This is a genomic window from Mucilaginibacter pedocola, assembly GCF_002013915.1.
Classification (GTDB): domain Bacteria; phylum Bacteroidota; class Bacteroidia; order Sphingobacteriales; family Sphingobacteriaceae; genus Mucilaginibacter; species Mucilaginibacter pedocola.
The window spans coordinates 248821-273684 of the sequence record NZ_MBTF01000039.1; the positions used below are offsets into that span (position 1 = coordinate 248821).

Annotated in this window: 32 protein-coding genes; 13 read left to right on the plus strand and 19 right to left on the minus strand. The window is 48.1% G+C overall.

Going from position 1 to position 24864, the window contains the following annotated elements; translation table 11 throughout:
* Positions 1-62 precede the first annotated feature (62 nt).
* The 4 genes from BC343_RS30215 to BC343_RS30230 all read right to left on the minus strand — a co-directional run bounded on the left by BC343_RS30215 (position 63) and on the right by BC343_RS30230 (position 2854).
* Entirely contained in the window at positions 63-1310 is a 1248-nt protein-coding gene (locus tag BC343_RS30215) for an MFS transporter (protein WP_202909897.1), read from the minus strand.
* Complete coding sequence (locus BC343_RS30220) at positions 1307-2074, minus strand: SDR family oxidoreductase (RefSeq protein WP_078351547.1); 768 nt, start codon at positions 2072-2074, stop codon at positions 1307-1309. The genes BC343_RS30215 and BC343_RS30220 overlap by 4 nt, the downstream gene beginning before the upstream one ends.
* A 131-nt stretch (positions 2075-2205) precedes the next feature.
* Positions 2206-2553, minus strand: a complete 348-nt coding sequence (locus tag BC343_RS32030) for a helix-turn-helix transcriptional regulator (protein ID WP_078351548.1) — start codon at positions 2551-2553, stop codon at positions 2206-2208.
* A complete protein-coding gene (locus BC343_RS30230) occupies positions 2450-2854 on the minus strand; it encodes a winged helix-turn-helix transcriptional regulator (RefSeq protein WP_143822408.1) in 405 nt (134 codons plus the stop codon). Before BC343_RS30230 ends, BC343_RS32030 begins: the two co-directional genes overlap by 104 nt.
* Before the next feature lie 375 nt (positions 2855-3229).
* On the opposite strand from BC343_RS30230, the gene BC343_RS30235 reads away from it, so the two are divergent.
* Positions 3230-3589, plus strand: a complete 360-nt coding sequence (locus BC343_RS30235) for a response regulator transcription factor (protein WP_078351550.1) — start codon at positions 3230-3232, stop codon at positions 3587-3589.
* Positions 3590-3643: 54 nt separating this feature from the next.
* Positions 3644-4171, plus strand: coding sequence for a DUF892 family protein (locus tag BC343_RS30240; protein WP_078351551.1), 528 nt, complete (start codon positions 3644-3646; stop codon positions 4169-4171).
* A 551-nt stretch (positions 4172-4722) separates the two neighbouring features.
* Here the strand turns inward: BC343_RS30240 and BC343_RS30245 are convergent.
* Entirely contained in the window at positions 4723-4917 is a 195-nt protein-coding gene (locus BC343_RS30245) for a cold-shock protein (protein WP_078351552.1), read from the minus strand.
* A 170-nt stretch (positions 4918-5087) separates the two neighbouring features.
* Here BC343_RS30245 and BC343_RS30250 point away from each other — a divergent pair, with 170 nt between their 5' ends.
* Both BC343_RS30250 and BC343_RS30255 read left to right on the plus strand, forming a co-directional pair.
* Positions 5088-5945 carry a sigma-70 family RNA polymerase sigma factor gene (locus BC343_RS30250; protein ID WP_078351553.1) on the plus strand — a complete coding sequence of 286 codons (858 nt, stop codon included), beginning with the start codon at positions 5088-5090 and terminating at the stop codon, positions 5943-5945.
* A gap of 123 nt (positions 5946-6068) precedes the next feature.
* Positions 6069-6554: a hypothetical protein gene (locus BC343_RS30255; protein WP_078351554.1), complete on the plus strand. Its 486-nt coding sequence runs from the start codon at positions 6069-6071 to the stop codon at positions 6552-6554.
* A gap of 305 nt (positions 6555-6859) precedes the next feature.
* Here BC343_RS30255 and BC343_RS30260 read toward each other — a convergent pair whose 3' ends face one another.
* Positions 6860-7051 (minus strand): DUF3606 domain-containing protein, encoded by a 192-nt coding sequence (locus BC343_RS30260; protein WP_078351555.1) that lies wholly within the window; start codon positions 7049-7051, stop codon positions 6860-6862.
* Between the two features lie 14 nt (positions 7052-7065).
* The gene (locus tag BC343_RS30265; RefSeq protein WP_078351556.1) at positions 7066-7455 is read right to left on the minus strand and encodes a hypothetical protein; all 390 of its coding nucleotides are present in this window, start codon (positions 7453-7455) and stop codon (positions 7066-7068) included.
* 260 nt (positions 7456-7715) lie between these two features.
* Here BC343_RS30265 and BC343_RS31490 point away from each other — a divergent pair, with 260 nt between their 5' ends.
* Both BC343_RS31490 and BC343_RS32035 read left to right on the plus strand, forming a co-directional pair.
* A complete protein-coding gene (locus BC343_RS31490) occupies positions 7716-7979 on the plus strand; it encodes a hypothetical protein (protein WP_202909898.1) in 264 nt (87 codons plus the stop codon).
* A gap of 64 nt (positions 7980-8043) precedes the next feature.
* Positions 8044-8163, plus strand: a complete 120-nt coding sequence (locus tag BC343_RS32035) for a hypothetical protein (protein WP_394333404.1) — start codon at positions 8044-8046, stop codon at positions 8161-8163.
* A gap of 480 nt (positions 8164-8643) precedes the next feature.
* Here the strand turns inward: BC343_RS32035 and BC343_RS30280 are convergent, their stop codons facing one another.
* From BC343_RS30280 to BC343_RS30290, 3 genes are read right to left on the minus strand one after another with little or no spacing between them, the layout of a single operon-like run.
* Entirely contained in the window at positions 8644-9177 is a 534-nt protein-coding gene (locus BC343_RS30280) for a DUF892 family protein (RefSeq protein WP_238381905.1), read from the minus strand.
* A gap of 8 nt (positions 9178-9185) precedes the next feature.
* Positions 9186-9548 carry a response regulator gene (locus BC343_RS30285; protein ID WP_078351557.1) on the minus strand — a complete coding sequence of 121 codons (363 nt, stop codon included), beginning with the start codon at positions 9546-9548 and terminating at the stop codon, positions 9186-9188.
* A 12-nt stretch (positions 9549-9560) separates the two neighbouring features.
* Positions 9561-10394 carry a PAS domain S-box protein gene (locus BC343_RS30290; protein WP_078351558.1) on the minus strand — a complete coding sequence of 278 codons (834 nt, stop codon included), beginning with the start codon at positions 10392-10394 and terminating at the stop codon, positions 9561-9563.
* A gap of 226 nt (positions 10395-10620) precedes the next feature.
* Between BC343_RS30290 and BC343_RS30295 the strand changes: the two genes are divergently transcribed.
* The gene (locus BC343_RS30295; protein WP_078351559.1) at positions 10621-10899 is read left to right on the plus strand and encodes a BLUF domain-containing protein; all 279 of its coding nucleotides are present in this window, start codon (positions 10621-10623) and stop codon (positions 10897-10899) included.
* Between the two features lie 177 nt (positions 10900-11076).
* Here BC343_RS30295 and BC343_RS30300 read toward each other — a convergent pair whose 3' ends face one another.
* The 8 genes from BC343_RS30300 to BC343_RS30340 all read right to left on the minus strand — a co-directional run bounded on the left by BC343_RS30300 (position 11077) and on the right by BC343_RS30340 (position 18764).
* Positions 11077-11334, minus strand: coding sequence for a hypothetical protein (locus BC343_RS30300; protein ID WP_143822409.1), 258 nt, complete (start codon positions 11332-11334; stop codon positions 11077-11079).
* A gap of 3 nt (positions 11335-11337) precedes the next feature.
* Positions 11338-11712, minus strand: coding sequence for a hypothetical protein (locus tag BC343_RS30305; RefSeq protein WP_078351561.1), 375 nt, complete (start codon positions 11710-11712; stop codon positions 11338-11340).
* A gap of 55 nt (positions 11713-11767) precedes the next feature.
* Positions 11768-12832: a DUF932 domain-containing protein gene (locus BC343_RS30310; protein WP_078351562.1), complete on the minus strand. Its 1065-nt coding sequence runs from the start codon at positions 12830-12832 to the stop codon at positions 11768-11770.
* 39 nt (positions 12833-12871) lie between these two features.
* The gene (locus tag BC343_RS30315; RefSeq protein ID WP_078351563.1) at positions 12872-13252 is read right to left on the minus strand and encodes a single-stranded DNA-binding protein; all 381 of its coding nucleotides are present in this window, start codon (positions 13250-13252) and stop codon (positions 12872-12874) included.
* Between the two features lie 1095 nt (positions 13253-14347).
* Positions 14348-15427: a PAS domain-containing sensor histidine kinase gene (locus BC343_RS30325; protein WP_078351565.1), complete on the minus strand. Its 1080-nt coding sequence runs from the start codon at positions 15425-15427 to the stop codon at positions 14348-14350.
* A 317-nt stretch (positions 15428-15744) separates the two neighbouring features.
* Positions 15745-16311 carry an RNA polymerase sigma factor gene (locus BC343_RS30330; protein ID WP_078351566.1) on the minus strand — a complete coding sequence of 189 codons (567 nt, stop codon included), beginning with the start codon at positions 16309-16311 and terminating at the stop codon, positions 15745-15747.
* Positions 16312-16827: 516 nt separating this feature from the next.
* Positions 16828-17409, minus strand: coding sequence for a hypothetical protein (locus BC343_RS30335; RefSeq protein ID WP_078351567.1), 582 nt, complete (start codon positions 17407-17409; stop codon positions 16828-16830).
* A 17-nt stretch (positions 17410-17426) separates the two neighbouring features.
* Complete coding sequence (locus tag BC343_RS30340) at positions 17427-18764, minus strand: OmpA family protein (protein WP_078351568.1); 1338 nt, start codon at positions 18762-18764, stop codon at positions 17427-17429.
* Positions 18765-18921: 157 nt separating this feature from the next.
* Between BC343_RS30340 and BC343_RS30345 the strand changes: the two genes are divergently transcribed.
* From BC343_RS30345 to BC343_RS30370, 6 genes are all read left to right on the plus strand, one after another.
* Positions 18922-19638, plus strand: coding sequence for a LytR/AlgR family response regulator transcription factor (locus tag BC343_RS30345; protein WP_162276977.1), 717 nt, complete (start codon positions 18922-18924; stop codon positions 19636-19638).
* A 105-nt stretch (positions 19639-19743) separates the two neighbouring features.
* Complete coding sequence (locus BC343_RS30350) at positions 19744-20184, plus strand: hypothetical protein (RefSeq protein ID WP_078351570.1); 441 nt, start codon at positions 19744-19746, stop codon at positions 20182-20184.
* Between the two features lie 43 nt (positions 20185-20227).
* Positions 20228-21889: a sensor histidine kinase gene (locus tag BC343_RS30355; RefSeq protein WP_162276978.1), complete on the plus strand. Its 1662-nt coding sequence runs from the start codon at positions 20228-20230 to the stop codon at positions 21887-21889.
* A gap of 158 nt (positions 21890-22047) precedes the next feature.
* A complete protein-coding gene (locus BC343_RS30360) occupies positions 22048-22617 on the plus strand; it encodes a PAS domain-containing protein (RefSeq protein ID WP_078351572.1) in 570 nt (189 codons plus the stop codon).
* A gap of 333 nt (positions 22618-22950) precedes the next feature.
* A complete protein-coding gene (locus tag BC343_RS32040) occupies positions 22951-23202 on the plus strand; it encodes a winged helix-turn-helix transcriptional regulator (RefSeq protein ID WP_078351573.1) in 252 nt (83 codons plus the stop codon).
* Positions 23203-23464: 262 nt separating this feature from the next.
* Entirely contained in the window at positions 23465-24589 is a 1125-nt protein-coding gene (locus tag BC343_RS30370) for a PAS domain-containing sensor histidine kinase (protein ID WP_078351574.1), read from the plus strand.
* Positions 24590-24634: 45 nt separating this feature from the next.
* On the opposite strand, the gene BC343_RS32045 is transcribed toward BC343_RS30370, so the two are convergent.
* The gene (locus BC343_RS32045) at positions 24635-24847 is read right to left on the minus strand and encodes a CGNR zinc finger domain-containing protein (protein ID WP_078351575.1); all 213 of its coding nucleotides are present in this window, start codon (positions 24845-24847) and stop codon (positions 24635-24637) included.
* Between the last annotated feature and the right edge of the window lie 17 nt (positions 24848-24864).

Sequence of the window (24864 nt, forward strand, 5' to 3'; positions counted from 1 at the left end):
AAATGCAGCTATATATTTCAAGTGTAACGCTGATATGTCGTTCAAATGACCTTGCTGCAGGCTTATTTTTTAGCATCAGCCCGGCCCTTTTGCTTTTGAAAGGCGATCATGCCGGTCAGGGCTGCAGCGACCGCGACCACGCTTCCTGTGATATAGTTCACCTTCCCGCCAAAGTGGTCATAGAAAAAGCCGCCGGCAGCAGCCCCGATCATGATCCCCAACTGGATGGTGGCTACCAATGCGCCGCCGCCGCTCTCGGCCTCATCCGGCACGGTCCGGGTGATCCACATATTCCAGCCGATCTGCGCAATGCCGAAGAGCAGTCCCCATAATGCCGTCAGGCAGGAAACAGCAATCACCTGGTACGCAAAAACTACCGTCAGTCCGACCATTGCCCCCATCATTAAGGAGCAACAGGTCAGTGTTTTATAAATATCCTTTTCAAGCGGGAAGCGGCCCAAAGTGGTTCCTGCGAGATTGGCCAGGCTGAAACACAGCAGCACCGTTGCTATATGCGGCCCGCTTACACCGGTCAATGTTTCCAGGAAAGGACGCAGATAGGTGAAAAAGATGCCGTAGCCGGCGAATACTAATGCAACCGCCATCATGCCCGCCAGCATTCCGGGACGTTTAAACAGCAACACGATGGTGCGCAGGGCCGGAGGTTTGGAACCGCTGATGGAAGGCAATGCAAGTGCCTGCCATAGCAGGGCGATCATTCCTAAACCTGAAGTGGCGAAGAACACGCTCCGCCAGCCGATGATGATGCCGAGGAAACTGCTGAGCGGTGCGGCGATCACCGTAGCAGCGGAAACCGCTCCGAAAACGACGGACAAGGCCGTTGGCAATGAATGGGACGGTACCAGGCGCATCACGGTCGCTACGCATAAACTCCAGAATCCACCCAAACCGATGCCAAGAATGATCCTGCCGGTCAACAACAGCACATAGCTATTCGCGAAACCAACCAAGAAGTTGGCGATCACCTGCAACAAACCAAGCAGTAGCAATACGTTCCGCCGGTCATACCCGCCTGTGTCGGCCGGTGTTATCAGACTGGATATCATAGCCACCAAAGCGGTGATCGATATGGCTTGTCCGGCCTGCCCTTCGGCGATAAGCAGGTCCTTTGCAATAGGTGTCAACAGGCTTACCGGCAAGAACTCGGATATGATCAGGCCGGACACGGCAAGAGACAATGCATACACCGCGTTCCACGAAGTCGCGGACGCGGTGTTCAGCGTTCTATTATCGTTCATAATAATTGAATAAGAGCGGGCGGTAACAAATACCGCCCGTAAAAAGATCATTTCATCAGGCTGATATTGGTCATACCACCGTCGGAGATCAACTCCGTGCCGACGATAAATGCAGAATCGTCCGAGGCCAGGAAAGCGGCTGCTTTGCCCATATCTACAGGAGAGCCCATTCTGCCTATAGGTATCTGGTTTACCCAAAGCTGTTTGACACTCGCCAACTGTTCTTCCGGAACGATCTTGCCGAACACGGGGGTATCGATCGAACCCGGTGACAGCGTATTTACCCTTATCCTCCTGGACAGAAGGTCCAATGACAAGCCCTTGGCCAGCGAGACAACCGCCGCTTTGGCCGCAGCGTAGATGGTCATGCCCGGGGCAGCACGGTGCGCGGCGGTCGAGCCGATAAGGATGATGGATGCGCCGTCATTCAGGAAGGGCAATGCTTTTTTTACGGAAAAGTAAGTGCTTTTCAGATTGAGGTCCATATACAGGTCGTAATTATCCTCGGTCACCTCGTTGATGCCTGCCATCGGCTGGCCGTCGACAATGCCGCCGGCATTGACCACCAGCGTATCGATCTTGCCGAACCGTTCGTCAGTTGTTTTAAACATATTTTCAAGGTCGTCGAGATTGGTCACGTCGCCTTTGATACCGATAAAACCGTCGCCTAATTCTTTTAAGGCGCTGTCCAGCGTCGCCTGGTTCCTGCCGGTGATCGCGCCTTTGGCGCCTTCGTTTTTGAGTGCTTCGGCTATGCCGAAACCTATTCCGCTGTTACCACCGGTAACAACGGCCACTTTGTTGGTTAACTTCATTTTGTATTTTCTATTTTAGCACAAAATTGGCACATTCGAGATTGGGCAAAGAGGACATTTATCTATAAATCGCTGTGATAAATGTCAATAAATACAGTTCGGGCTGATGTGTGCTAACGAAGTTTACACGATCACTCGGCCGAAAATATTTTAGGTTTGCCCCTTATGTCTGGCAATATCCGCGAAAAATGGCTCACGTTGGAAAAGCCGACCGTGAACGCAGCCGCAGTCACGAAGTAATGTCGATACCTGATCAATTCTGCCGCTCGGTAGATCCGTGATTTTTGGTGATAACTGCCCAATGAGTGACCAAAGACCTGTTTGAATGACCTATTGAGTTTGCTTTCGCTCATGTGGGTAGATGCAGCTAACTTTTTAAGGCTCGCCGGTGCTGCGAAATTTTGGATCAGCTGATTCCTGATCGCGCAAATGGCTTTCGGACCTTTCCCGCGCGGCTTTGATCGCCGGCTTAGGGGCATTATCCCAATTATATAAGGTCATGAGCGGCGGGACCAGGCTTTCGCTGAGCGCGGTCAGGGTATAATATTCCATTTTAGGCGGGATCTGCGGATCCATTTTACGTTCCAGTAAGGCATCCGCTTCCAGCATTTTAAGGGTTTCCGTTAGCAGTATTGGGGAAATGGCATCGATCAGTTGGGACAATTCTTTGAAGGGAATTGTGCCATGATCGGAGCGCATAACGACCCTTAACATGGGCCATTTGTCGCCTACGCGGCTCAAAAATTTTTTACCGGGCAGTTGTCGCGGTCGTTTTTGCACTTTAATAAAATTGCCTTTTTTATAAGTTTTTGATATTCAGCAACGGTTAATTCGCTGTAAGTGAACTGCAAGCAGGTAACTTCTTGTCTCATTAGCAAAAAGTGGGCATTGGCGTATCCAAGACCGAGTAGCGGCTGAGAGCGTTGAGGTGATCGTGCATGGCCGTATGGGAAAATAGTCTACCAGATATTCAGTTTTAAAGGAAAGGTCTTACTGTTAAGATTTAGGACAAATAGTATTTATTTGTCGACATTCGTCGACTACACCATCACATCATAACTGTTCGTTTTTCCCCACGTTATAATGAGGCAAAGAATGTAAGATCTAAAAGGATGATCTTTATTTATCAGGTACGGATCTTGCTCAGCCGCTTGTATGAGCAAGCGAATATTGATCATAGATGATGATGAAAACATCCTGGATATTCTGCATATCATATTCCGGGAGGAAGGCTATAATGTGATCGTGTCAACGAGTGGTGACGCCAGTGAGCATATCCATATGCTCAATCCGGATCTGATCTTACTTGACGTTCGTATTGATGGTTACCCTAAACGTGGAGACGAAATATGTGCCGAGATCAAAGCCACGTATTCGAAAAAAATGCCTATTATCCTGGTTTCCGCTGAAACTGACCTCGATATGTTAGCAAATGAATGCGGTGCTGACCTGTATTTTCAAAAGCCTTTTGATATTTATGACTTGCTGTTCAGGGTCAAAGCCTATCTGGTGTAAACAGCGGCAGCTTAATGATGTCTAATTATTATATTTGGTTTTTTGTTCAACCTCATGGAAGAAAGACCAGAACACACTAACTCCGGAAAGATCACCGTCGGGCCTGAAAAACTAAGGGCCTATTTTATTAATAATCTTGATAAGATCTACACTGCAAAAAATCATCTGGTCAAACATCTGCCGGAGATCGCTGATGAGGCTCATTTTTCTGACCTGCGTTTGGCTATAATGGAAACACTGGAAGATGTGGAAAAACAGATCACCCGAATGGAGATCATCTATTCATTACTTGACGCAGAGCGATCAAGGGGAACTTTTAGCGGTTTGGCAGGCATGATCGATGATGCTTTTGAAGACATCAGGTTACATGGAACCGATCCTGAATTACGAGACCTGTCTATTGCTTTTTATCTTCAAAATATTGAAAGTGTGGAGATGGCTTCCTTCCAGGTGCTGGAGATGGCGGCTGTTAAGTTCAATAATAAACAGGTCCAGCAATTGATCAAAGAGAATTATGATGAAGCAAAAGCAAATAGAACACTTTTATTGCTAATAACGGCGAAGTACATTACCGCGAAGTAATTTGTTGCATCGATGACACCAATAAGTGGCGAATAATAGAGACCAACACGCCATCTTCTTTGCTTACATAAGCATCAGCACCCATTGGGCGGATACGAGTTGAAAAAAGATCTTGAGGTTGCACACAACGTAAAAATAAACAGGATATTTTTTCTTTGAAGCGACGATCAGTTCAAGCCAGTTGATCACCGGCGTATTTATATCATATCGTCGATAACTAATACATTCACCATACATCTTCCGACTTTTCGTTTCGTAGATGGTTAAGTTCATGATCACTTTTTGCAGATCATTCAGCGATCAATCGCATCGATACGGCACCGTTGATCTGTTGTGCAATGGTAGAAGAAAATTATAATTGACAATGTAAAATGAAATGCGCTTCACGGCCTACCTGCTGAAAAGTTCATTTACGAATGTTAGGTGATATTGAGAAACATTAAAATGAAGAAGGCCTGGAAAAATGGTAGGGCATTTTAAATAAACGTCAGATCAATTCAAAAAAAAACACCTGCCGCTGGGCAGGTGTTACGAGTAAGATATAGTGATAATTAAATAACTTTTACGTTTACTGCGTTCAGGCCTTTCTTACCGTTCTCTACGTCATAGCTAACTTGATCGTTTTCGCGGATCTGATCGATCAGACCTGTTGAGTGTACAAAAACATCAGTTCTTGTATCACTTTGTGAAATAAATCCGAAACCTTTTGAATCGTTGAAAAATTTCACTGTTCCTTCTTTTTGCATTTAATTGTTTTTATGTAAGTCGGCAAGGTAGCCTTATTAATCGGCATAATTTAACTTTTGGTAAAATAATTGAAAATAAATTTAAATTCTCTGTTTTTTAGGTTAATCGACAAACTAAACGTATATTACAATCTTTCCACCATTTGTATCTTAGGCTTTAGCCGTAACCGATGAGGCAACTGAAGATCACGCCCTCGATCACCAACCGGGACAGCCGGGCACTGGACCAATATCTGAACGATATCAGTAGGATAGGCATGGTTACAGCTGATGAGGAAGTTGCGCTCACCAGACTGATCCGGAACGGCGACCAGGCGGCACTGCACAAATTAACCTCTGCTAACCTGCGCTTTGTCGTGTCTGTCTCTAAAAAATTCAAAGATCAGGGCCTTTCCCTCAACGATCTGATCAATGAAGGAAACCTCGGGTTGATCAAGGCGGCGCGGAGGTTTGATGAAACCAAAGGTTTTAAATTTATTTCCTATGCGGTCTGGTGGATACGCCAGGGCATTATGCAGGCCATTGCTGAGCAATCACGGGTAGTGCGTTTGCCCGCCAACCAGATCGGCGCTTTAAGCCGGCTATATCGCAAGGCCTCGCAACTGGAGCAGCAATATGAGCGGGAACCGTCCATCGAAGAGATAGCGGCAGCCATGGAGCTATCGACAGAAAGCATTGCTGACCTGATGAGTAAATCCCGCCGTTCCTTATCATTGGACGCCAATATTAACGATGAAAGTGAAAGTTCTCTGATGGACCTGCTGGCCGCAGAAGGCGGAGCGGCCGATGAGTTGCTCATGCAGGAGTCCCTGTCTGTAGCCCTAAAAGACGCTTTAAAGCACCTGACGGAAAAAGAACGGAGCATACTTATCCTTTTTTTCGGAATTGGCCAGGAACAGCCTTATACCCTGGAAGAAATTGCAAACCGGTATCACCTCACCCGTGAGCGGGTCAGGCAGGTAAAAGATAAGGCACTCCATCAGTTGCGGCACTCAGCCAGGAAACTTGATCTATTGAAATATCTATAAATCTATCTTAACGAAGTGCGGGGCCGGTCAAGCTGTATTTAATATCCATGCAGCTATGATAAGCAGACGCGATCGAAGATCAGGTTGGCACTATATGTTCTGCTAACTATTAAATGATCAGCTATGATATACCGGACAGGATTTGCACTGAACGACAACGGCCTTGAACGTTACATCCAGGTGGAAACGATACTTGCTTTTTACGAGCAGCAGTTCATCAGTACAGGCAAGCATCTCTTATTTGAAGACGAGATGTTCATAGGGAACGCCACCCTGGATAATGATAATTATACGCTTCGCGGTTTCGAAAATTTCGATGATGCAGCGAAGGCCGGGATCGAGCTCTTTTTAAGAGAACTGACCGTTCCGCATCAGCAGGAATTGATGTCGGCCTTTGGTTTCGGCATACAGTCGGCTGACGAATTGATCTTTTGTGAGGTTATACTGAAAGACAAAAGCACTTATACCGTCTGGATGAATGGCTCACAGGTCGCTGAATTAACGCAGGACAGCAAATGCAAATGGCATCAGCTTACAGGTGAGAAATTACGGCCATCTGTGTTCAGAGAGATCACAGAGCGGGTGGAGGGGTATTATGACCAGTTGTAACCTGCCAGATGCAAAGGTCGTTTCGTTGGTATGCCTGCCCCAGATACATTCACTTTCCCGTGGCAGGGTGATATACATTTGCTTTATATAAAATACCTAAGGTAATTAAGAACGGCACAGCAGTGGCGGAACTTATACTAACGATCATGATCGGCTTGGTTTAATCGGAAGTTTCAATTTATGTTGGATCAGATGACCCTAAAAATAATCACCTTAACCGCTCACGGGTAAGGCGGCTAGAGATAAAGCACCCGATTACTTAAAGGATTACGCCAGGAAGCGTAATATGTGAGGTATCTAAGGACTTATTTTGACCAAGTGCGTTGGTGTTTAAGCTGTTTTCTAACATCAGCTACCGCGGTTCCCGCCACCTCGATCGCGGCTTTAAGCCTAGCTGTCGTGACATTTAATTCCCGGCTCCACATTTCCAACGCATATTCGTCTTCGATGTCGATCGAGCGCTCATCAGTTGTACTTATTCTAAATCTTCTATTCATCTACTATTGGCCTTTTATTTCATGTTCATGCTATTCCGGAATTTTCGGATCTGCGCATCAAGCAGATCGATATTCAGGCCTTCGTAATGATCTTGCCGGTATTGAGTTAATTTTTTGATGCCTTGCTCCACATCACTGATCATTTGGCCGATATAGGCCAGCGCGCCGGCTTTGGCTTTTTCCATGGCCAGCGCTTTATCAAGATAGCCGTAGAACATCAGCTCGTCGGGTGGCAGCTCATAATAACATTGAGGAGAACCGTTCATTTCTTCAGGGTGCGCTACAGGCAAGCCGCGATCGAACTTAGCACTGGTACGTGGCTTGAAATCATTCGACCTTACTTCGGTTACTACAGTGTCATGCTTGTAAACACGGTAAAAGCATATATAGGAGCGGTTTTTCATGATAGATCTTCTTTTGACTGTAAATTTGTGTAAGATAACCTATTAAAGTGACATTTAACTTTTATTTTACTTATTTAACTATGGTTAAATGAATGCCACGGATAAATAATGGGTCCACCGTTCATCTTTGGTCGTAACAAAAAACGATGGATAATAAAAACAGTTGTCCCCGACGTTAAATCACTTATTTAAGACCCCGACAGCCGACCGATCTTGAAAGCGTAAAGTCTAAAAGAAGGATCTGAAGCATCAAAAAAAAGATGAGTAGTTATGAAAGAAAACCAATATCCAAAACCTGCCTTGTCTCTCCTGATGTCTTTTTTATCATTTATGGCGTCATGTTCCTGAACGTCGATGACACCAGTCATATCTACTTGAGCCTGAACAGGCTTTATATGAGTTTGTTAATGGTTGCCCCGATGGCCTTGATCATGTTACTGGTTATGCGCAGCATGTATCCAAATAAAGGGCAAAATGGCGGTATAGTGGCCTCCAGCCTGATCGTTCTTATTATGCCTTGGTAAGCAAGCAGTTACTAGCGAGAGGCAATACATGAAAGGAAAGATCCCGCATCACTCTTCAGCGATAATGGCCATTAAGAACGCTTCCAAATATCGGGAAGTCCGGCAGTTAGCTGATAGTATCATTCGTTGGCAAGAATGGGAGGCCCAACCAATGAAGCAAATGTTAAATAGTGCCAGAAAGTAGTCTTTCACTACAGTGGCTGTGCTAAGGCCGACCAAAAGGCCTTCCGCGCCACGGACGTTGCAAAGTCGGTAAGCGTTCTCATATTGGACGATCTCACCTACCAGATCTGCCCCCTGCGCCAACGGGCGTTCGACCAGTTCGTCCATATCAGTTACCGTGAACATTGCCCGGAGATAACCCAGCGCATTTACCGGCGCAGTACGATGGCCTTCTATTGCTTTCGGCTCAAGGAAGCTCGACAATTCCGAACGACCGTTCCCGCCCGGTGTGACCATCATGGCGATCTCCACACGCTGGCCACTTAAGCCCGTGATACGGCCAGCCCATTCACCTTCGGCCATGCCCCGGCCTTCCAGTTTCAGGCCGATCTCCTCAAAAAAAGTAATGGCGTTGTCCAGGGATCCCACCACGATCCCGATATTGTCCATCCTTATCAGTCCACTTTTTTCAGCCATGTTACAAAGTAACTAGCGGCCAAATTTAACTGATAATATATTTAGAAGAGATAAGTAAAAACAATGTCCTGCCGGCCTTGGCATCATCGTAATTTTCCTTCAACAACTGCCCGATCTGCTTATTTTCCAATTTCACGGCCGCCATCTGCAGTATTTGAAATGATGCCATCTCGACGCTTTCTATATTCTGCAAATAATAGATAATGGAAAGATCGCGTAATTCAGGCTCCCGGGCCTGTTCACGGATCGCTTCAAAGGCATCATCGATCAAGCCCGTCAAGCCATTCATGTTCCTATCCGTGACCGATTCATCCATCAGGGTGTAGATCAATTCGATCCGGGCCAATTGCTTATCTACTAAGGATGTCGTTTCCGTCATGGCATTTTTCAGGTCGGAAAACTGCACGTTATCCATTAATGCCGGTAGCTTGGATACGAGGTGTTGCTTGGCGAGGTAAATGTGGTCAAGGTGTTTTATAAAGAACTTCCTGAGCTTTTCCGAGCCCAGATTGATCTTCTTCCAGGAACCCGGGGACTGCGGCTGTATATTCATCATCATACTGCTATTTAGGTCACAAATTCTCTTACTTTAGAAACTAAGCTATCGATGTCAAAAGGTTTACTGACATAACCATCAGCGCCACATTTTTCCGCAAGTTGCCCGAGGCGATCTTCAGCAGAAAGCAGCAGGACCGGTATTTCTGCGATAGCCAACTCTGCCTTGATTGCTGCACAGATCTCCGCACCTGTTCTATCGAACCCTTCTATGCGGACGTCCATCAGAATAATGTCGGGATGAAGTACAGCTATCTGCTCTGTTGTAGCGCCAGTATTCATCAACACCAGGTCATATCCCTCTTCATTGAATATAATATCCAGAATAGTTAGAATATCCTTGTCGTCGTCAATTGCCAATATCTTTTTCGCCATCAGTTGTAGAAGTTAAAGTAGCTCAGCTACATTAATGCCATAAATATCTTTAAATAATTTACTGAAATGCCCTCTCGAGCTATATCCCGCCAAGTTCGATATTTCAGTGATCGTGCGGTATTTACCTGTTGCGATGGCCTCCCAGGCCAGTTGCAACCGGATCACCCGCACCAGTTTATTGGGTGTGATCCCCAAAATGCGTTGTACATGGCGGTGAAGGTGCCTTTCGCTCATCGCCATTTCGTCAGCGATAATTTCCAGGTTCAAATGTAATTTACCTGTGTGCTTACGTACGATCGCTTCAAATTTATTTAACCACAATTGATCAGCGTGGGAAGGTTCTTCAGCTTTTGGAATAGTATCATTAGGTGCCGCGCTTGACTGCTTTTTGGGACTGACCGGCAACTGTTTTTTAAATCGTTTGCTATGATCGTCGTGGATCATTTCAAGGATGTCCGAAATGCGCTCATACTCTTCCAGTTGCTTTCTGTAAGTGATGTTTTTGGCTATCGCAAAAATTACCTGATCCCGCTTGATAGGTACCGAGGTCCAGGTCAGCCAGACGACCGAACCTGATCTACTCAGGTAGCGGTTCTCAAAATTTAGTAAAGGTTCATCATTGATCAGCTTTCTTCGTTTATCAGCCGTGATCTCGCGGTCTTCAGGGTAAACAAAGGTATCCACCGGTGATGCCAGCAATTCCTCTTCTGAATAGCCAAGAGTTTTTGATACAGCAGGATTGATCTTTTTAAAAAAACCGTCGTAACCGGTGATACAAATCAGGTCAGGCGACATTTCAAAAAAGTACTCAAGATCAAAAACAGCCCCGGGCTTTGTTCTATTCATATGGCATCGGCAAAATAAAGTGTGTCATAAATGTATAGGTTTCAATAGCTTTTCGAAGTATAATGTTTCACTGTGATCTTACCAATAGTCAAACTGGTCAGTTCAGCGGCTACATTGGTCACTTTTGTGAATGCGTTAAGCAGGATATTTAAAAATCATTAGCCGGTCCTGATTATATCAAGCTCAAACGATCATCACTGCTAAATACAGTGATGATCATACTTTGATGATGGCCGAAAACAACATTTATTCGCTGGCTTATACAAGCCCTGCGACGGACCTTTTAGAGGCCAGTGACCTATTGCATCTGATGGAAGGGTCCGCCAGAAATGATCAGCAATACAAGATCACAGGTGTGCTTGTTCGTATGGGGTCCAGATCTATGGTAAAACTTCAAGGCCGCTTTTTGCAGATACCGGAGGGAACAGAACAGGATGTCGAGTTGACGCACTCCTGCATCCAAACTGCTTTCCTGATCACTCTCTTTTCCGTTGGTGACTCCTGATAGACTTTTGGATCGCCCCTTTTTAATGTAAAATACAGCGCCAATGATCGGAAAAATTTGGTTATTTTCTTGACATGTATATGTAAATTATTTTGAGGAGTACGGTCTGATCGAAGAATTTCAGGGCCTTGCCCAAAATGCGGAGCGCCTTCCGCTCCGTCCTGTTCGCTAATATGCTCATGGCTTAATTTTTAAATGGTTAAAACCTGCGGCAGCCAATAATACCAACCCTGCCAGTCCGCAGAGTTTGGCGGCTATCATTACGATACTTTCAAGGGTCGCCACCACCACGAAATGGCGGTAACTGCGGAATTGCTGTAATCCTGCGATACCCCTGCGCCCGAACCTGCGCCTGTTCACCCGATAGCGGATGAACAGGTAAAGCAGGATCAGACATGTGCCGCATATAGCGGTGGTCATGTTCCCTGTCCTCATGGCTTACGTAAATAAAAGTTCAACTGCGGGTTTGAATTTCGGGTCGGCGTGCCTGTCGTTGGCGACATAGTTGTTCAGCGCATAGCGGGTGAAAATGGCTAAAAAGCCATCGAACAACTGGTCGGCACAAACATTGGGCGAGCGGTACAGGCCTTTAGGGTATTTGGCCATGATGGCCTGTACCTGTTCAGCAAGCCCGAACCACATTTCAGGGCTTAACATACCGTTGTCCCATTCTTGGCGGATCCGTTCCTGTTCATTCAGTACCGTTTCTGTCAGCTCGTTCAGGTAAGCCAAAAAGGCGGGTATCTCTTCTCTCAGCAAGCTGTGCAAAAGCCTCGCTTTCGCTACGTTGTCCATTAAATTCAATGGTTGCATCTGTAATAATTTATGCGTGGGTAAAAAGCAGGGGATCGCTCCCCTGCATATTCCGTTAATTCAGGTTCAGGATACCATCGCCATTTTGGGCAAAGCCGAGGCAGAGGTCGAATGCGACCTGCGCCCGTTGTTTGGCCGTGCCATCCATGACCGACCTGAATTTGGCTTCACCGTCCTTGAAATTGCGTACGTTCTGATAATACCCTGTTACCGCATTGTATGCGCCGAACAAAGTGCCCGCTGTCGTTTCCATCGTTTGGGTAGGGTCACCCATCGCATAGGCAAAGGCATTATCCACGATATTGGTGTATGTGGTAGACAAATTATCCATTAGCCCCAATTCAATGTTCTTTACGACCTCTTTATTGGGTGCCATCGCCAACTGTATCAATTTTTTCACCTGCTTATCGGTGATCCGGACTTTCGTCCAGTGATCGAACAGTTCCTCCAGTCCCTGCGCCGTTTCGCTGGAGATCCCCATTAAGGTATGCGCCTGTTTCAAGCGGTCACCTGCCGAAGCGGTGTGCCTGATCTTGATCGCATTACTGTGGTTGCGCATGGCGGCATTCAAGGTATTGTTACACACGATACGGATCGGTGTAAACGCGGCGGTGATACTGCCAAAACCATCGTGGGAGGTGGTCAGGAACAGGTACTGTTCGATCAGGTCGGCTTTGCCCACCTTGATATGCCCCGGTAATTTGGCGGTGATAAAAATGCGCTCACCTTTACCCAAAGCCCCTGCGGTCTCGTATTTGATCCCATCACCACCGACGATAGCATCGAAGAACTGGAACGCATCCACGTTCTGCACCACTTCGTAATCTTTGCCCACCACACCTAAAACGGTGTCGTTATCATTCCGAACGGTCGCAAAGAAATTCGGTACGCCGATCTTTGAGGTGGCCAGTTCAGGGTCAAGATCCGTGATCTCGTTATTCAGGGCATTGGAGAACAAGGGGCGTTTTTCAACGGTGTAATCCAAACCTGCGAAGCGTATCGCTTCCGCACTTGTCGGGTAATCTTCTACGATCTGCCCCAAGCCATGCCATGCTTTTTCCTTAACACTAAAAAAACTATGTTTTCCTGTTTGCTCGTTATAAAAAAGGTTATGTGCCATTTTCGTAAATTTTAAGGGTTAAAAACTAATGGTGTCCGCTTAGTTGAATTGTTCACTTGGTTTTAGCACGCCTTTTTTATCGCCTGCCTGTGCTGCTTTCTTATCCGCTTTTTTAGCCGATGGGGTCAGCATGTTGATCTCATCGGTGCGAAAACGGAGGCTTGCCATCGGTTCACCGTCACGGTTCACCCACGGTTCGGCTGTCATAAAGCCCGACAGCTGCACCAACATGCCTTTGGTCAGGAACGGGGCTATCTTATCCCCACGCCAGTAGGTACAATCGATGTAGGCGGTCTCCTCTTTTTGCTCACCTTGTGACCTGTAACGGCGGTTGACCGCCACCCTGAAACCTGTTACATTTTTCTCTGCGTTCACCGCTCTTACGGTAGCATCCGCTACCAATCTTCCTGTGATCTCCATGATCTTTACATTTTTAATGGTTAAAAAATCTGTTATCCAATGACCATTTCGGCAGAACCCTCATTTGGCCTTTGATAGAGGCAGAATACTTGCGCGGGGGGCGAGCGGACAAGGCTGACGCAAAAAATACGACCCGGAGCATAGCGGAGGTGTGGAGATTTTTTAAGCGGCACTTGCCTTGGCCTTGTCCGCTGAAGAGGGGTAAATTCGCCTCAAGCAAAGGCTAAATGAAGCTCATCTAAAAACTTAAGAGCGGTCCGGGAAGGGCTATGGACGAACTTCAGGTTTCCGCTTGAGAGGGCCTGGTCAGGAAGAAAGGACAGCTGCCCTTCCGGCTACCATTGCCGGACGAGGCACCCGGAGGGCCCGGCTGTGCCTTTCTTCCGGTTCTTTCGGAAGCGCGCTGGGCAAGGGCCTTGAATTTCCAAGAGGGCCGCTTGAGCCGCGAAACGCGCTTTACCCGGCGGAATGCACATGGAGGGTGGTGAACAAGTGAGCGTTGAAGAGGCGCTCGGCACCTCAACGGGCGGCTTTAGCAGCGCAGCGAAAATGCCGACCTAAGTTTTCGCAGGGCACCTTGAAGAACCAGGTCAGCGATCGCAGCGGCATCCTTTCGAAGAAAGATATAGCGGAGAGCTCGGCCCGGAGGGGTCCGCCTAAGCGAGACAGGAACTTTAATTCTGAGAGGTCGGCGTGGAAATTTAAAAAAAGCGCTGGGAAATATTGTTCCTTATACAAGCCTAGCGGCAAAGCAGATCATGCCCGCCCCCTTATTGATGTAAAAATGAATAAAGAAGATATTAAGAACCGCGAAAACTATATTAGTTATATCCTGCTTCAGCTTTACCGGAAACCGCATCCTGTTAAACACGGGAAATTTCTTTTAGAATTTATGTTGTTACTTAATAAAAGCCATTGAAGGTTTGCAGTAAAAAGTATTGATATCTAAAGGGACATCACTATTGTGCAACTGGGGTAAGATCATTATAAATGCAGTAAGATATAAATAAAAGGAACCAATTTGTAGTAAGTCATAAGGCCTAATTACATCAACCGATCGGCCTGGCAGCCGATTTACGTCCAGGAAGATCATAGCTATTTCCTGAAGAGCATACGGAAGGTAGTTCCTTTCCCAGGCCGGCTACTGACAGAGATCTTACCGCCATAATTATCAAGGTGTTTCTTGACCAGCCACAGGCCGATACCTTTTCCTTCCTGATGGTCATGAAATCTTTGATGAAGGCGAAACAAACGACTTTCGATAACGGATCGCTCCATCCCTAAGCCATTGTCAGTAATTGTAAGTTCAATGTATTGATCCAACTTGCGGCTTGTTAAATAGATAACTGGCGGCACCCCTGGCCTGGAATATTTAAGGCTGTTCGAAAGCAGGTTAAGGATAATGCTGTCCAGATAGGTTTGGTCAAAACTTACAGCTACCGCATCTGTAAAGTCCGAAATGACCTCCGCCTTGCTTTCATTTATCCGGGCATAAAGCGTTTGCTTCACCCGGTCCAGCGCAGCGGAAAAAAGGACCTCCGTCCTGTTGCAATTCTTCAGTTCGTGGCCGGCTAAGCGGTCCAAAAATTTGTCTATTTGGTGCCTGAGGTCATCGATGCTGCTTTTTAATAGCTTCAGGGGTTCCCGGTAAGCCGTAGAAGGCTCTTTCAACTGGCCGTACAAATTAAAAATGGACGCCATGTTACCGATCGGCGACCGGAGGTCGTGCAAGGCAGTATAGACCAATTCTTTTAAGGCCTGTTGCTCCGCGCTCAGCTCATTGAGAACGGCTTCGCGTTCAATATCCTTGATCTTCCTCGCGGTAATATTCTTAGCAACAGCGAAAACGCTTTCCTGTGCCGGGTTCGCCACAGAGGTCCAGCTGAGCCAGACGGCCTCCCCGCTTTTGGTGATATACCGATTCTCAAAATTGGACAGTGGTTTACCCTCGCTGAGTGCTTTACGCTTTTGCCTGGTCGCCGAGCGGTCCTCAGGATGAATAAAAGTATCGATCGGCCGTGAAAATAATTCTTCGGCGGTATAACCGAGTGTGAAACATACAGCAGGATTCACCTGCTTGAAACAGCCGTCAAAGCCGGCGATACAGAAAAGATCCTGTGCCGAATTAAAAAAAAGTTCTGGATCAACACTTGGGTCAAAAGATAGCAAGTTCATTTGTTAGCAATAAGGAGAAAATAGAAAGTTAGCCCTATATACAATAAAACTTAATTTTAGTTTCAAATAGCCTTGAATTTTGATCATAATGCCGAAGGTTGCAGTAGCCTTGTAAACCTTTAGTGAATTTTATCTCCATGTGGCCGACCTTTGGACCAGAGGCGTACGATCTCGATCACATCCAAAGGTTAGGCCGCCTTCGACAATTTAAAAGGCAATACCAACTTTCATGCTCAAGGCTGGCTGCACGACCGTATCATTCCGAACATATTGAACGAAGAGCCTGTAGAAAACAGCTGCTGCAGGAGCAGCAATGATCAGGAAGCGAGCAGCATGGATGGTTGATAATATTCTCGAAGGCGGCGAATGGCACGGCTGAGCACGGTCTTCACGGATCCTAAAGGCATTTGAAGTGCTGCTGCAGCCTCCTGGTGCGTATACCCTTTAAAGTAGATAAGTTCCACCACCGAGAACTCTTTGCCGGGTAACCGGCCAGCGGCTGATTTGACCGAACGGGAATCAAGCCGCTCGTAGAGGTCGAAACGATCGGGGAATTCGTCACAGCCTTCCAGGCCGGTCGTCCTGGCATCTTTCCGGTAGGTTTTTGAACGCAGGCGGTCGATGGCCATATTGCGGGCGATATTGACCATCCAGGTAAAAAGACTGCCTTTTTGAGCGTCATATTGCTCGATCGCCTGCCATATCCTGATGAACGTTTCCTGCAGGACATCTTCGCTTAACTGGGTGTCATCGATGATGCGGGAAATGACGCCAAATAAGGAAGCGCTATACATATGATATAGCGCATTGATCCCGATCGGATCCTTTTCTTTTAAGGCCCTGACCAGGATAGGCTCCGGCAGCTTGATCTTTTTGGTTCTCATCAGGTCGATTTTCCACTAAATACGAAAAGGATCAGCCCGCGGATTCGGGTGGATCATCAGGAAGTATTGTATGGGAAGTAACCCGGTCAACGTTATAATAGTGATCAAGGCTTTTTAACAGCCTCATGGCGGGGGGTAATTGGCACGAAAATGCTGATCCTTTACCCTGAACACTTTTTAAAGTGACCGAGCCACCTTTCTGTTCGGTCATTTGCTTCAAGTCTTTAAAAGCGCGATAACAGCAGATGATCGAATTACCCGCTGCAGACCGTCAGTAACCACCATGCCACTACCGGAGCCTTTACATGCCTAAAAAAAGTGTAAGGGTCGCAGGTAAGAAGGCCGTTAAGAAAGGGCCATAATTTGCATAATGACGAAGATGCTAACGAACTCTACCATCATGTCAACTAAGCCTGATGATCAAACTGATCGACATACTGATAACTTGCCAACCACCTGCTCAAAGGTTCTGGCCTAAGAAGAAAGCGGGCACGTGGTGAGCGAGCCCGCTTTTCTTTACTTGATATCGCGTTTTACTTTGTCCAGCGTTCGCTTTCCGGGCAAGTAGATCTGGAAGCCGAAGGAAAGTCCCAGGCTGCTTTGGTAACCGGCATTGCCGAACCCGCCGACACCATTATATTTCAGCATCGTTTCCAGGCCAACATTTGGGGTTACGAAATAGGCGAAACCCGGTCCGAAACTAAAGTCAAGGCCGTTGGTATGGCCGCCGCCGTTGCTGACATTGATACCACCCAGACCCAAGGTACCCTCACCAAAGAAGCGGCCATGTTTGACCACTTCCATTTCTGCACCGGTGTAATAACGGCCTAATCCGCCGATACCATATTTTACCGTGGTGGCTGATGCTTTTGCTGTCTGGATACCCAGGTCCGCATAACCGCCCAGCGCGACATTGTCCTTGATGAACCAGGCGGCCTTAGGGGTCAGATCGAAACTGAAAACTTTGGAATCATCCAGCCCCAGGCTAAGATTAGATAAACTTCCGCCGACCATAACGTTGCCTTGCTGGATCTGTGCTTTTACCAGTGCTGTCTGCATTACCAATGCCAGTGCAGCTAATATGCTTAATCTTTTCATGTCGTTTTTGCTTTAAATTAGTACAAAGTGAATTCTACCCTTCTGTTCTGCTGGCGGCCGGCTGCCGTTTTATTGGAAGCAATGGGCTGGGCCTGGCCATAGCCGGTAGCTTCGATCCTTGATGCGTTGGCACCCTGGCCCACCAGGTAAGCTTTCACCGCTTCTGCACGGTCTTTGGACAAACGCATATTGAGTTCAGCCGAACCGGTATTATCCGTATGGCCGGCCAGTTTCAAACTGAAGTTTTTCTGTACCAGCAAGGCCGCTACTTTATTTAAAGTGGCAAAAGAACGCCCACGGATCGTTGCTTTGCCCAGGTCAAATTCCAGGTTATGAATGGCTTCATCCACCACTTTTCGGTCTTCATCGGTCACGATCACTTTTACCTTTTCGGTCACTACCGGGGCGATGCGTTTGATCACGCAGCCGGAACCATCGGCCTGCGTGCTGTCATTCAGTACCGTGCCGGGACATTTGTCAAACTTATTGGCTACGCCATCGTTATCTTCATCGGCCATATCCCTCGCGTATTGCTGCTGGTCGGCCAGGCGTTGTTGTTCCGCGGCGGCCAAACGGCTGCGCAGCGCGGCGCTTTCGGCCGCATTCGCTTCGCGCAAGGCAGCGATCGGGCTGAAGTTCTGCAGTTGGGAAGCTTTCCTTTTACCAAAGGCGATCTCAATACCGGCATGCGCGTACGAGAACCGGTCGTTCATTGCGCTGGCCACACCGTTAAAATTGCCGGTCTTCATAAAGCCCACAGTATAGCCCAGGTCGATGTTGACCGCTCGCGAAACGCCCAGCTTGAAACCGGCGCCTACCGGGATGAACCAGTTCCGCTGGTAACCTGTGTTTTGTCCAGACGGCGTATTATAGGTTTGGGCATTATAGGACATATAGCCCGCACCCGCGGTCAGGTAAGGTGACAGCAAAGAGCGCTTGTGGTTCAGGCTCATGTTGGCGATGGTGAAGTTGGCACTCAGGTCACCCGACCATTCGATACGGGTATTAAAATCGCTGGCGTCCTGGGCCGCTGAGGGCGATGCCAAGATATTTGCTTTTTCGCCTTTTACATGCCCCATCAGGAAGTTTGCCTGCAGGCCAAAGCCGGGGAGGATCTGTTTTTTGATATAAGCGCCATAGCCCCAATCCAACTGCGTTTTTTTGAAATCGCCGTTCGTACTGCTGTTAAACGGCGTATAATGGCTTAAGGCACCGGCGTTAAGTCCTAGCGACCAGGTGCGGAAATCTTTTTTTTCGAACAGTGCCGTATCTGATGCCGTAGTTTGCGCATAGGCGCCTGCCGAGCAGCCCAGCAGGGAACCGGCGATAATGAATTGTTTAAATGTTTTTTTCATAGTGGTAAAATTTTGTCGGGGCAAATCAAGCATGATCTGTCATTGCGGCCAAGCGCGTCCGACCAAAACCGCCCGCCATCCGACCAGAACGCCCTTCCATTCGCCCGGGGCCTGCCAAGAATTTGCGGTTACCGCACGGCTATCGTATTTTAGGGGCATGGAGCGCATTTTAAATTGTCTGGTGATAGATGACGACCGGGAGGTCAATGCCCTGGTCTGCGAAATGGTCGAGCAGACGGAGTTCCTCAAACTTGCCGGAAATTTCTTTAGTGCAGGCGCGGCAATTCCTACTTTACAGCAAGAAAAGGTTGATCTGCTGATCCTGGATATCAATTTACCGGGCATCGATGGTGTTACCTTTGCGGGTACGCTGAAACTTAACGGTTCGGGCAATTCGCCGAAAGTCGTCTTGATCAGCGGCTCGCGTGAATATGCTTTGGATGGTTACAAGGTCGATGCCCTGGATTACCTGGTCAAGCCGTTCGCCTACGAAGATTTCTATCGGGCTGCCTGCAAAGCGCTCACAATATCAACTGCTAAAGCAGAAACTACGCCGAAAACGGATCATCTATTTCTTAAAGTGGAACATGAACTGATCCGCGTAAATATTCCGGATATCTGTTATGTGGAGAGCGCCAAAGATTACGTGCGCGTAGTCACGGGCGAAAAAGTGACCACCGCTTTATCTACTTTAAAGGCAATGGAAGAGCAACTCGCCGGCCATGGTTTCCTAAAGGTTCATCGTTCCTTTATCATCAATCCCGACAAGGTCGAATCTATCCAGCACCTCACTGTGAAATTCGGCAAAACGATCATCCCGGTCACCGAGCAATACCGGGAGGCGTTCCGCGCCCGATTCGCCGCCTGGCTGTGACGGCTGACACCAGCCTTTCGTCGTTCGGATGACCGTTTCCGTCGAAGCGACTTTATCAATTTTCATTGTGTTCGTTCATTTGGGCAACATTTTAAATGAACAACAATGAAAAAACTTTTGATCATGGTTTTGGCTATCGGATTAGCCACCGCCGCTAAAGCTAATACAACCCAGGATTCCAGCAAACGTGATACCGCTAAGATCAACGCGGAGGTGAGAAAACTGAACAAAAAACTTAGCGACCTGCAGGAAGAACTCAGCAAGGTGCAGCAGCGTTTGCCCGACGAACAGTCAGCCGCCGAAGATGCCGCCAGTGAGTCGAACAAGGCCCAGGAAAAAAGCCGTAAAGCAGCCGCATCAGCCGTAGGCGGTGATACCGGTGACACTAAAAAAGCTGCTAAGGCAGCCCGTAAAGCAGCTAACGAAACAGACGACGCGGAAGATGCCGCTGAAAAAGTCGAGAAAGATCAAAAGAAGATCAAGGAACTGAACAAGGAGATCGAAAAAACGAAAGAAAAGATCCAAAAGCTGCAGCTGAGCAGCTAACCAAACATTTAGGCCCTTCAGGTTGTTAATGTCGCATCGATTTATGACCACACAAAGCAACCTCACCGGGATCATTAACCGCCTGGTCATTATATTCCTTTTATTCAGCCTCATCGTGACCGCAGGATCTTTTATTTTAAGGCACGCGATCACGGTCAAGCTGGATAAAATGGGCCGACAATTGCAGCAACCTTCCGCGCAGGCACAGATCAGCGCACTGCTGCTCGACCTGGACATGGCCGAAAACAGTTTCCAAAAAGCCAGCGGTAACGGAAATTCTACAGACCTGACCGATTACCGTAAAAAAACGGATGCTATATTTAAACAGATAACGGCCATCATTGATCATTACCGGATCAGCGCGGATACAAGCCTGCCGGAAAGCCGCACACAGCTGTCAAAAGTATTACAGCAAAAACTCGATATCTCCAAAAGCTTGTTTAACCTGCGCAAAAGCTTCGACTCGCTGGTGCGCGTCACCACCATGGAGCGCCTGCGCAATAAGCCGCTGGCTTCAAACATAACGCCTAAAGAACAACTAAAGGTCGATTCGGTGGTCTCCACTCGTAAAGAGATCAGTAAAAGCAGCCTGATCAGCCGCTTAAAAGAAGCCTTCCATGCCACTCGATCCGTCAAAGTCATCACATTGCGCCAGCAAAACAAGGTTGTAAAAAATTTGTCTGACCGCGATGCCAGATCCCTGTTAGCAGAACTCGGCTCCCAGTACGGCAGGCTGGCGCAGTCAGGGCAGGCCTTGGTATCAGCGAATTTGAACCTGCTGACCGGCCTCCGGCAGTTGATCGGGCAACTGCAGGATATCGACCGGATCGCTTACGAACGCAGCCGGGAGGCAACACTCAAAAGTTACGCTTCCACTACCCGCGATCTGAACACCTTTACCGGCGTGGCCCTGATCTCCATGCTGGTATTTATTGTCTTATTGTTGATCTATGTGCGCCGCGTCGGCTGGGCGGAACGACGGCTGCGCGTAGAAAGCAAAAGGGCCATCAAACTGGCCGGTCAAAAATCGGAGATCCTGGCCATTATGAGCCACGAGATCCGCAACAAGCTAATGGCGATCGACGGCGCAGTGTTTACCCTTAAACGCACTCCGATCACTGCGCCGCAGGAACAAAAGCTGAACACCATAGATCTGGCATCAGGACTTATCCTGGAAACGGTCAACAATATCCTGGACGTCAGTAAACTGGAACAAGGCTATGCCGAAAGCCGCCAGAGCGGTCCGTTCGTTCCGGCTGAAGCGATCGCCGATGCGGTGGAGGCCATGCGTTTTATGGCTGAAAATAAAGGGTTGACACTGACGCTTGATCAACCGGACGAATTGAACGTTACGGTTACCGGGGACAGTTTTCGCTTAAAACAGGTGATGCTTAACCTGCTGAGTAACGCGATCAAATATACCGAAGCGGGAGGTATAAAAGTAAGTAGCCGCTTAACGAATGGCCTGCGGTTGAGTGTCAGCGTGAACGATACCGGCGCCGGTATACCCAAGAACCAGCAGGCGAAACTTTTTACGCCGTATTATCAGGCTGAAGGCCACAAACCCGGCACCGGCCTCGGATTATACCTTTGCCGCGAGATCATTCGTAAACAAGGCGGGGACATCGTGCTGGAAAGTACACTTGGTAAAGGAACTACGATATCGTTTAATGTTGACTACGGGCCGTCATATCCCAGAACATGATCGCCCGTAAGGCCGGGCCGGACAGCTGCCGGCAAAGTACTGTTTTGGGCAAAGGGCCGTTCTTTCCAACATACATTGATTTTCTATGGTCAGCAGGGCGAACATCCGCAGCAGATGGCGCAGCTTTTGTTATCACTTTTAAATATATTTGCTGACATATGTTCACTGGTGATACAGAACTTGCTTTACTGGCCGGCGCTGTTGCGGCGACGAATACCAGTTTTATCATTACTGACCACACGGTCGCGGATGATCCTATTATTTTTTGCAACGCGGCTTTCGAGCGTCTGACAGGTTATGGCCGGGAAGAGATACTGGGCCGTAACTGCCGTTTCCTGCAACGTCATGATCAGGAGCAGCCGGAACTGGAAGCCTTACGACAGGCACTTCGGGAGAAACGCGAGGTAACAGTGATATTGCGCAATTACCGCAAGGATGGCACGCCATTCCGCAACGAATTGAGCATTTCCCCGGTCAGGCTACAAGAAGACGAAAAAGTGACCCATATGATCGGCATCCAGCGGGCGGCAGCGCCAAGTCCCGTTAAGGCACCGGAAGAGTTTCATCATGAATGGCGGACACCGCTCACCGTTATTAAAGGCACACTCCAATTACTTCAGCAAAAAGGCATGGCCGTCGATCCCGTTTTTTTTGAAAAAAGCCTGTTGGCTGCGGTGCGGGCGATCGAAAAGCTGGAATCCCTGGGCCGTGGCATCACGGGTGCTTGACCGGGGGACTTTGCTGGTCGGTTTCACGCGAGTATTGCCAGGCACAGCTTGATGGCCGACCGTACTGGAGACTAGAACATTCGTCACTTCAGTGTTCATTAACATGCTTGCCGGCCCACTGGATATGAACAATGGCCTTGCCGGCCGAAAACAAAAAATACGTATCTATGCCTCTCCTATGCAACCAACACCACGTTGGTAGCCGAGGCGGCCCGTACCCTCATTACCTTCTCCGGCGTGATGGTCATTCCTGTCATACCGGAAAATCATCAAAAGCACCCGAGGATCCTTCAATTTATCGCCGCTTATAAGTTTTACCGTACCATATAAACATTGCACCCTAGCGTTTCCAGCATAACATCGCTGCAAGCCCTAAAGAGATCCTGCGCGCAGTTACGCGAACTGGAGCATGATGGTATCATTGCCAGGGTCATCTATCCGGAAGTGCCTCCAAAGGTGAAGTACTTTACTACTGAATTAGGGAAAACGATGCATAACGTGATCAATGCCATGGGGGAATGGGGGAACATGTACCGGACGGTAGCTGAACAAAAAGCTTTTGTTCAGCTACCCGTGGACCATTAGGTTGTAATGATATCACATATTACCGAACTTAAGGCGCGAATGAAGCCTGGTTGACGGAAAGTTTTCAATTTCCGGCCTTCTCAGCGTGTGCCGTTCCCTTAGGTCCGTATTTTCGCACCGCCTACAAACTTGACACCTGCTATATTAGCGATACAAGACCGGGCTTATTGAACTAAAGACGATCATCGCATCGCCAACTTTTATCAAGCCGTGAAGTTTAAAAGGCGGCAAGTTCCATCATAATATAAACTATATTTACGGCATGATCCCAGACCGCAAGGACGATGCTAACATGGACAAGGTAATGCCCCGGTTGCAAGCCGGTTTGGCGGGGTTGGAGATCATGGCCGAAGGTGTAGGGATCATCGACACCGCAGGACAATTGCTGTACGCTAACCCGATGGCGCAAAAGATATTAGGCTTAAAGGAAGACGAGATCAAAAAGCGGACCTACCATGACGCCAAATGGACCAATCTTAGGCTCGACGGCTCGCTCCTACCGGCAGAGGAACACCCCATGTATATCACGTTGACCACCGGCGAAAATGTGTACGATCATGAGGTCGGCGTCCGTCCTCCGGGAGGCGAAGTATTTTACTTATCGATAAACGCGGCCCCTATCCGGGATGACGAAGGGGAGATCATTGGCGGGATCGGTACGTTCATGGATGTGACCCAGCGCCGCCAGGCCATTCACCAGAAAGAAGAGTTCTTCGGTATCGCCAGCCACGAACTCCGCACACCGATCACCACGCTAAAGGCGACACTACAGTTATTGGACAGGCTTAAAGATAACCCCGGGCCGATGCTGCCTAAACTGGTGGACCAGGCCAATACAAGTTTAAGTAAACTCAGTGTGCTGGTAGAAGACCTCCTGAACGCTTCGCGGCTGACCGAAGGACAAGCCGCCTTGAACACGGCCGTCTTCCTTTTAGCACCGCTGGTCGAAGAATGTGCTGATCACATCAATTTAGAAGGTATCTACCAGATCACTTGCCAGGGCGACCCATATTTACAGGTTTTGGCCGATGCGCATAAGATCGAGCAGGTCATCGTTAATCTGCTAAATAATGCGATCAAATATGCACCCGGCTCAAAAAAGATCGCTATCAACTGGGAACAGCAGGATGATCGTATTCGCGTGTCTGTTACTGACGAGGGGCAGGGCATCGCCGCAGAGAAGTTACCGCACCTTTTCGACCGGTATTACCGGGCTGCTGACAGCAGAGGCCCTTCGGGCCTGGGACTGGGATTGTATATCTGTTCAGAGATCATTAAACAACATGGCGGAAAGATCGGCGTCGATAGTACAGTAGGCAGCGGCAGTACGTTCTGGTTCACCTTAAAAAATGTCGATACCGGAAGCAACCGGTCATTGGCCACTTAAGGATAGCTGATCCGCTGACCTTTTCCAAAAGGATCGTTAGAACGGTTATGCTGGATCTGCGGCGCATCTTTTACGAAAATACCGCTTTGTTTTTTGGCTGTTAGCGCAAGAGGCCATTGAACACCATTTTTTGCGTCCGGACCTGCTGCCGTCGTAAAACAGCCGTGCGCAGCCACGGCATCGCCTGATCGCACTTAATTCCCCTGTGGCATCCAGGCGGCGCCGGAACTGGTCATGGGGCCACGGCCTAACAAACATTGGGGTATCGTGAACTG

Coding starts and splice junctions, on each gene's coding strand:
- BC343_RS30215 (WP_202909897.1), bottom strand. CDS start 1,310: ATGATCTTTTTACGGGCGGTATTTGTTACCGCCCGCTCTTATTCAATT.
- BC343_RS30345 (WP_162276977.1), top strand. CDS start 18,922: ATGGAGCGCATTTTAAATTGTCTGGTGATAGATGACGACCGGGAGGTC.
- BC343_RS30250 (WP_078351553.1), top strand. CDS start 5,088: ATGAGGCAACTGAAGATCACGCCCTCGATCACCAACCGGGACAGCCGG.
- BC343_RS32030 (WP_078351548.1), bottom strand. CDS start 2,553: ATGCCCCTAAGCCGGCGATCAAAGCCGCGCGGGAAAGGTCCGAAAGCC.
- BC343_RS30310 (WP_078351562.1), bottom strand. CDS start 12,832: ATGGCACATAACCTTTTTTATAACGAGCAAACAGGAAAACATAGTTTT.
- BC343_RS30315 (WP_078351563.1), bottom strand. CDS start 13,252: ATGGAGATCACAGGAAGATTGGTAGCGGATGCTACCGTAAGAGCGGTG.
- BC343_RS30330 (WP_078351566.1), bottom strand. CDS start 16,311: ATGAGAACCAAAAAGATCAAGCTGCCGGAGCCTATCCTGGTCAGGGCC.
- BC343_RS30300 (WP_143822409.1), bottom strand. CDS start 11,334: ATGAGGACAGGGAACATGACCACCGCTATATGCGGCACATGTCTGATC.
- BC343_RS30220 (WP_078351547.1), bottom strand. CDS start 2,074: ATGAAGTTAACCAACAAAGTGGCCGTTGTTACCGGTGGTAACAGCGGA.
- BC343_RS30235 (WP_078351550.1), top strand. CDS start 3,230: ATGAGCAAGCGAATATTGATCATAGATGATGATGAAAACATCCTGGAT.
- BC343_RS30335 (WP_078351567.1), bottom strand. CDS start 17,409: ATGAAAAGATTAAGCATATTAGCTGCACTGGCATTGGTAATGCAGACA.
- BC343_RS30240 (WP_078351551.1), top strand. CDS start 3,644: ATGGAAGAAAGACCAGAACACACTAACTCCGGAAAGATCACCGTCGGG.
- BC343_RS30325 (WP_078351565.1), bottom strand. CDS start 15,427: ATGAACTTGCTATCTTTTGACCCAAGTGTTGATCCAGAACTTTTTTTT.
- BC343_RS30285 (WP_078351557.1), bottom strand. CDS start 9,548: ATGGCGAAAAAGATATTGGCAATTGACGACGACAAGGATATTCTAACT.
- BC343_RS30245 (WP_078351552.1), bottom strand. CDS start 4,917: ATGCAAAAAGAAGGAACAGTGAAATTTTTCAACGATTCAAAAGGTTTC.
- BC343_RS30350 (WP_078351570.1), top strand. CDS start 19,744: ATGAAAAAACTTTTGATCATGGTTTTGGCTATCGGATTAGCCACCGCC.
- BC343_RS30265 (WP_078351556.1), bottom strand. CDS start 7,455: ATGAAAAACCGCTCCTATATATGCTTTTACCGTGTTTACAAGCATGAC.
- BC343_RS30295 (WP_078351559.1), top strand. CDS start 10,621: ATGATGGCCGAAAACAACATTTATTCGCTGGCTTATACAAGCCCTGCG.
- BC343_RS30255 (WP_078351554.1), top strand. CDS start 6,069: ATGATATACCGGACAGGATTTGCACTGAACGACAACGGCCTTGAACGT.
- BC343_RS30370 (WP_078351574.1), top strand. CDS start 23,465: ATGATCCCAGACCGCAAGGACGATGCTAACATGGACAAGGTAATGCCC.
- BC343_RS32035 (WP_394333404.1), top strand. CDS start 8,044: ATGGCCATTAAGAACGCTTCCAAATATCGGGAAGTCCGGCAGTTAGCT.
- BC343_RS30305 (WP_078351561.1), bottom strand. CDS start 11,712: ATGCAACCATTGAATTTAATGGACAACGTAGCGAAAGCGAGGCTTTTG.
- BC343_RS30340 (WP_078351568.1), bottom strand. CDS start 18,764: ATGAAAAAAACATTTAAACAATTCATTATCGCCGGTTCCCTGCTGGGC.
- BC343_RS30355 (WP_162276978.1), top strand. CDS start 20,228: ATGACCACACAAAGCAACCTCACCGGGATCATTAACCGCCTGGTCATT.
- BC343_RS30360 (WP_078351572.1), top strand. CDS start 22,048: ATGTTCACTGGTGATACAGAACTTGCTTTACTGGCCGGCGCTGTTGCG.
- BC343_RS30260 (WP_078351555.1), bottom strand. CDS start 7,051: ATGAATAGAAGATTTAGAATAAGTACAACTGATGAGCGCTCGATCGAC.
- BC343_RS32045 (WP_078351575.1), bottom strand. CDS start 24,847: ATGTTTGTTAGGCCGTGGCCCCATGACCAGTTCCGGCGCCGCCTGGAT.
- BC343_RS30290 (WP_078351558.1), bottom strand. CDS start 10,394: ATGAATAGAACAAAGCCCGGGGCTGTTTTTGATCTTGAGTACTTTTTT.
- BC343_RS30280 (WP_238381905.1), bottom strand. CDS start 9,177: ATGATGATGAATATACAGCCGCAGTCCCCGGGTTCCTGGAAGAAGATC.
- BC343_RS31490 (WP_202909898.1), top strand. CDS start 7,716: ATGAGTAGTTATGAAAGAAAACCAATATCCAAAACCTGCCTTGTCTCT.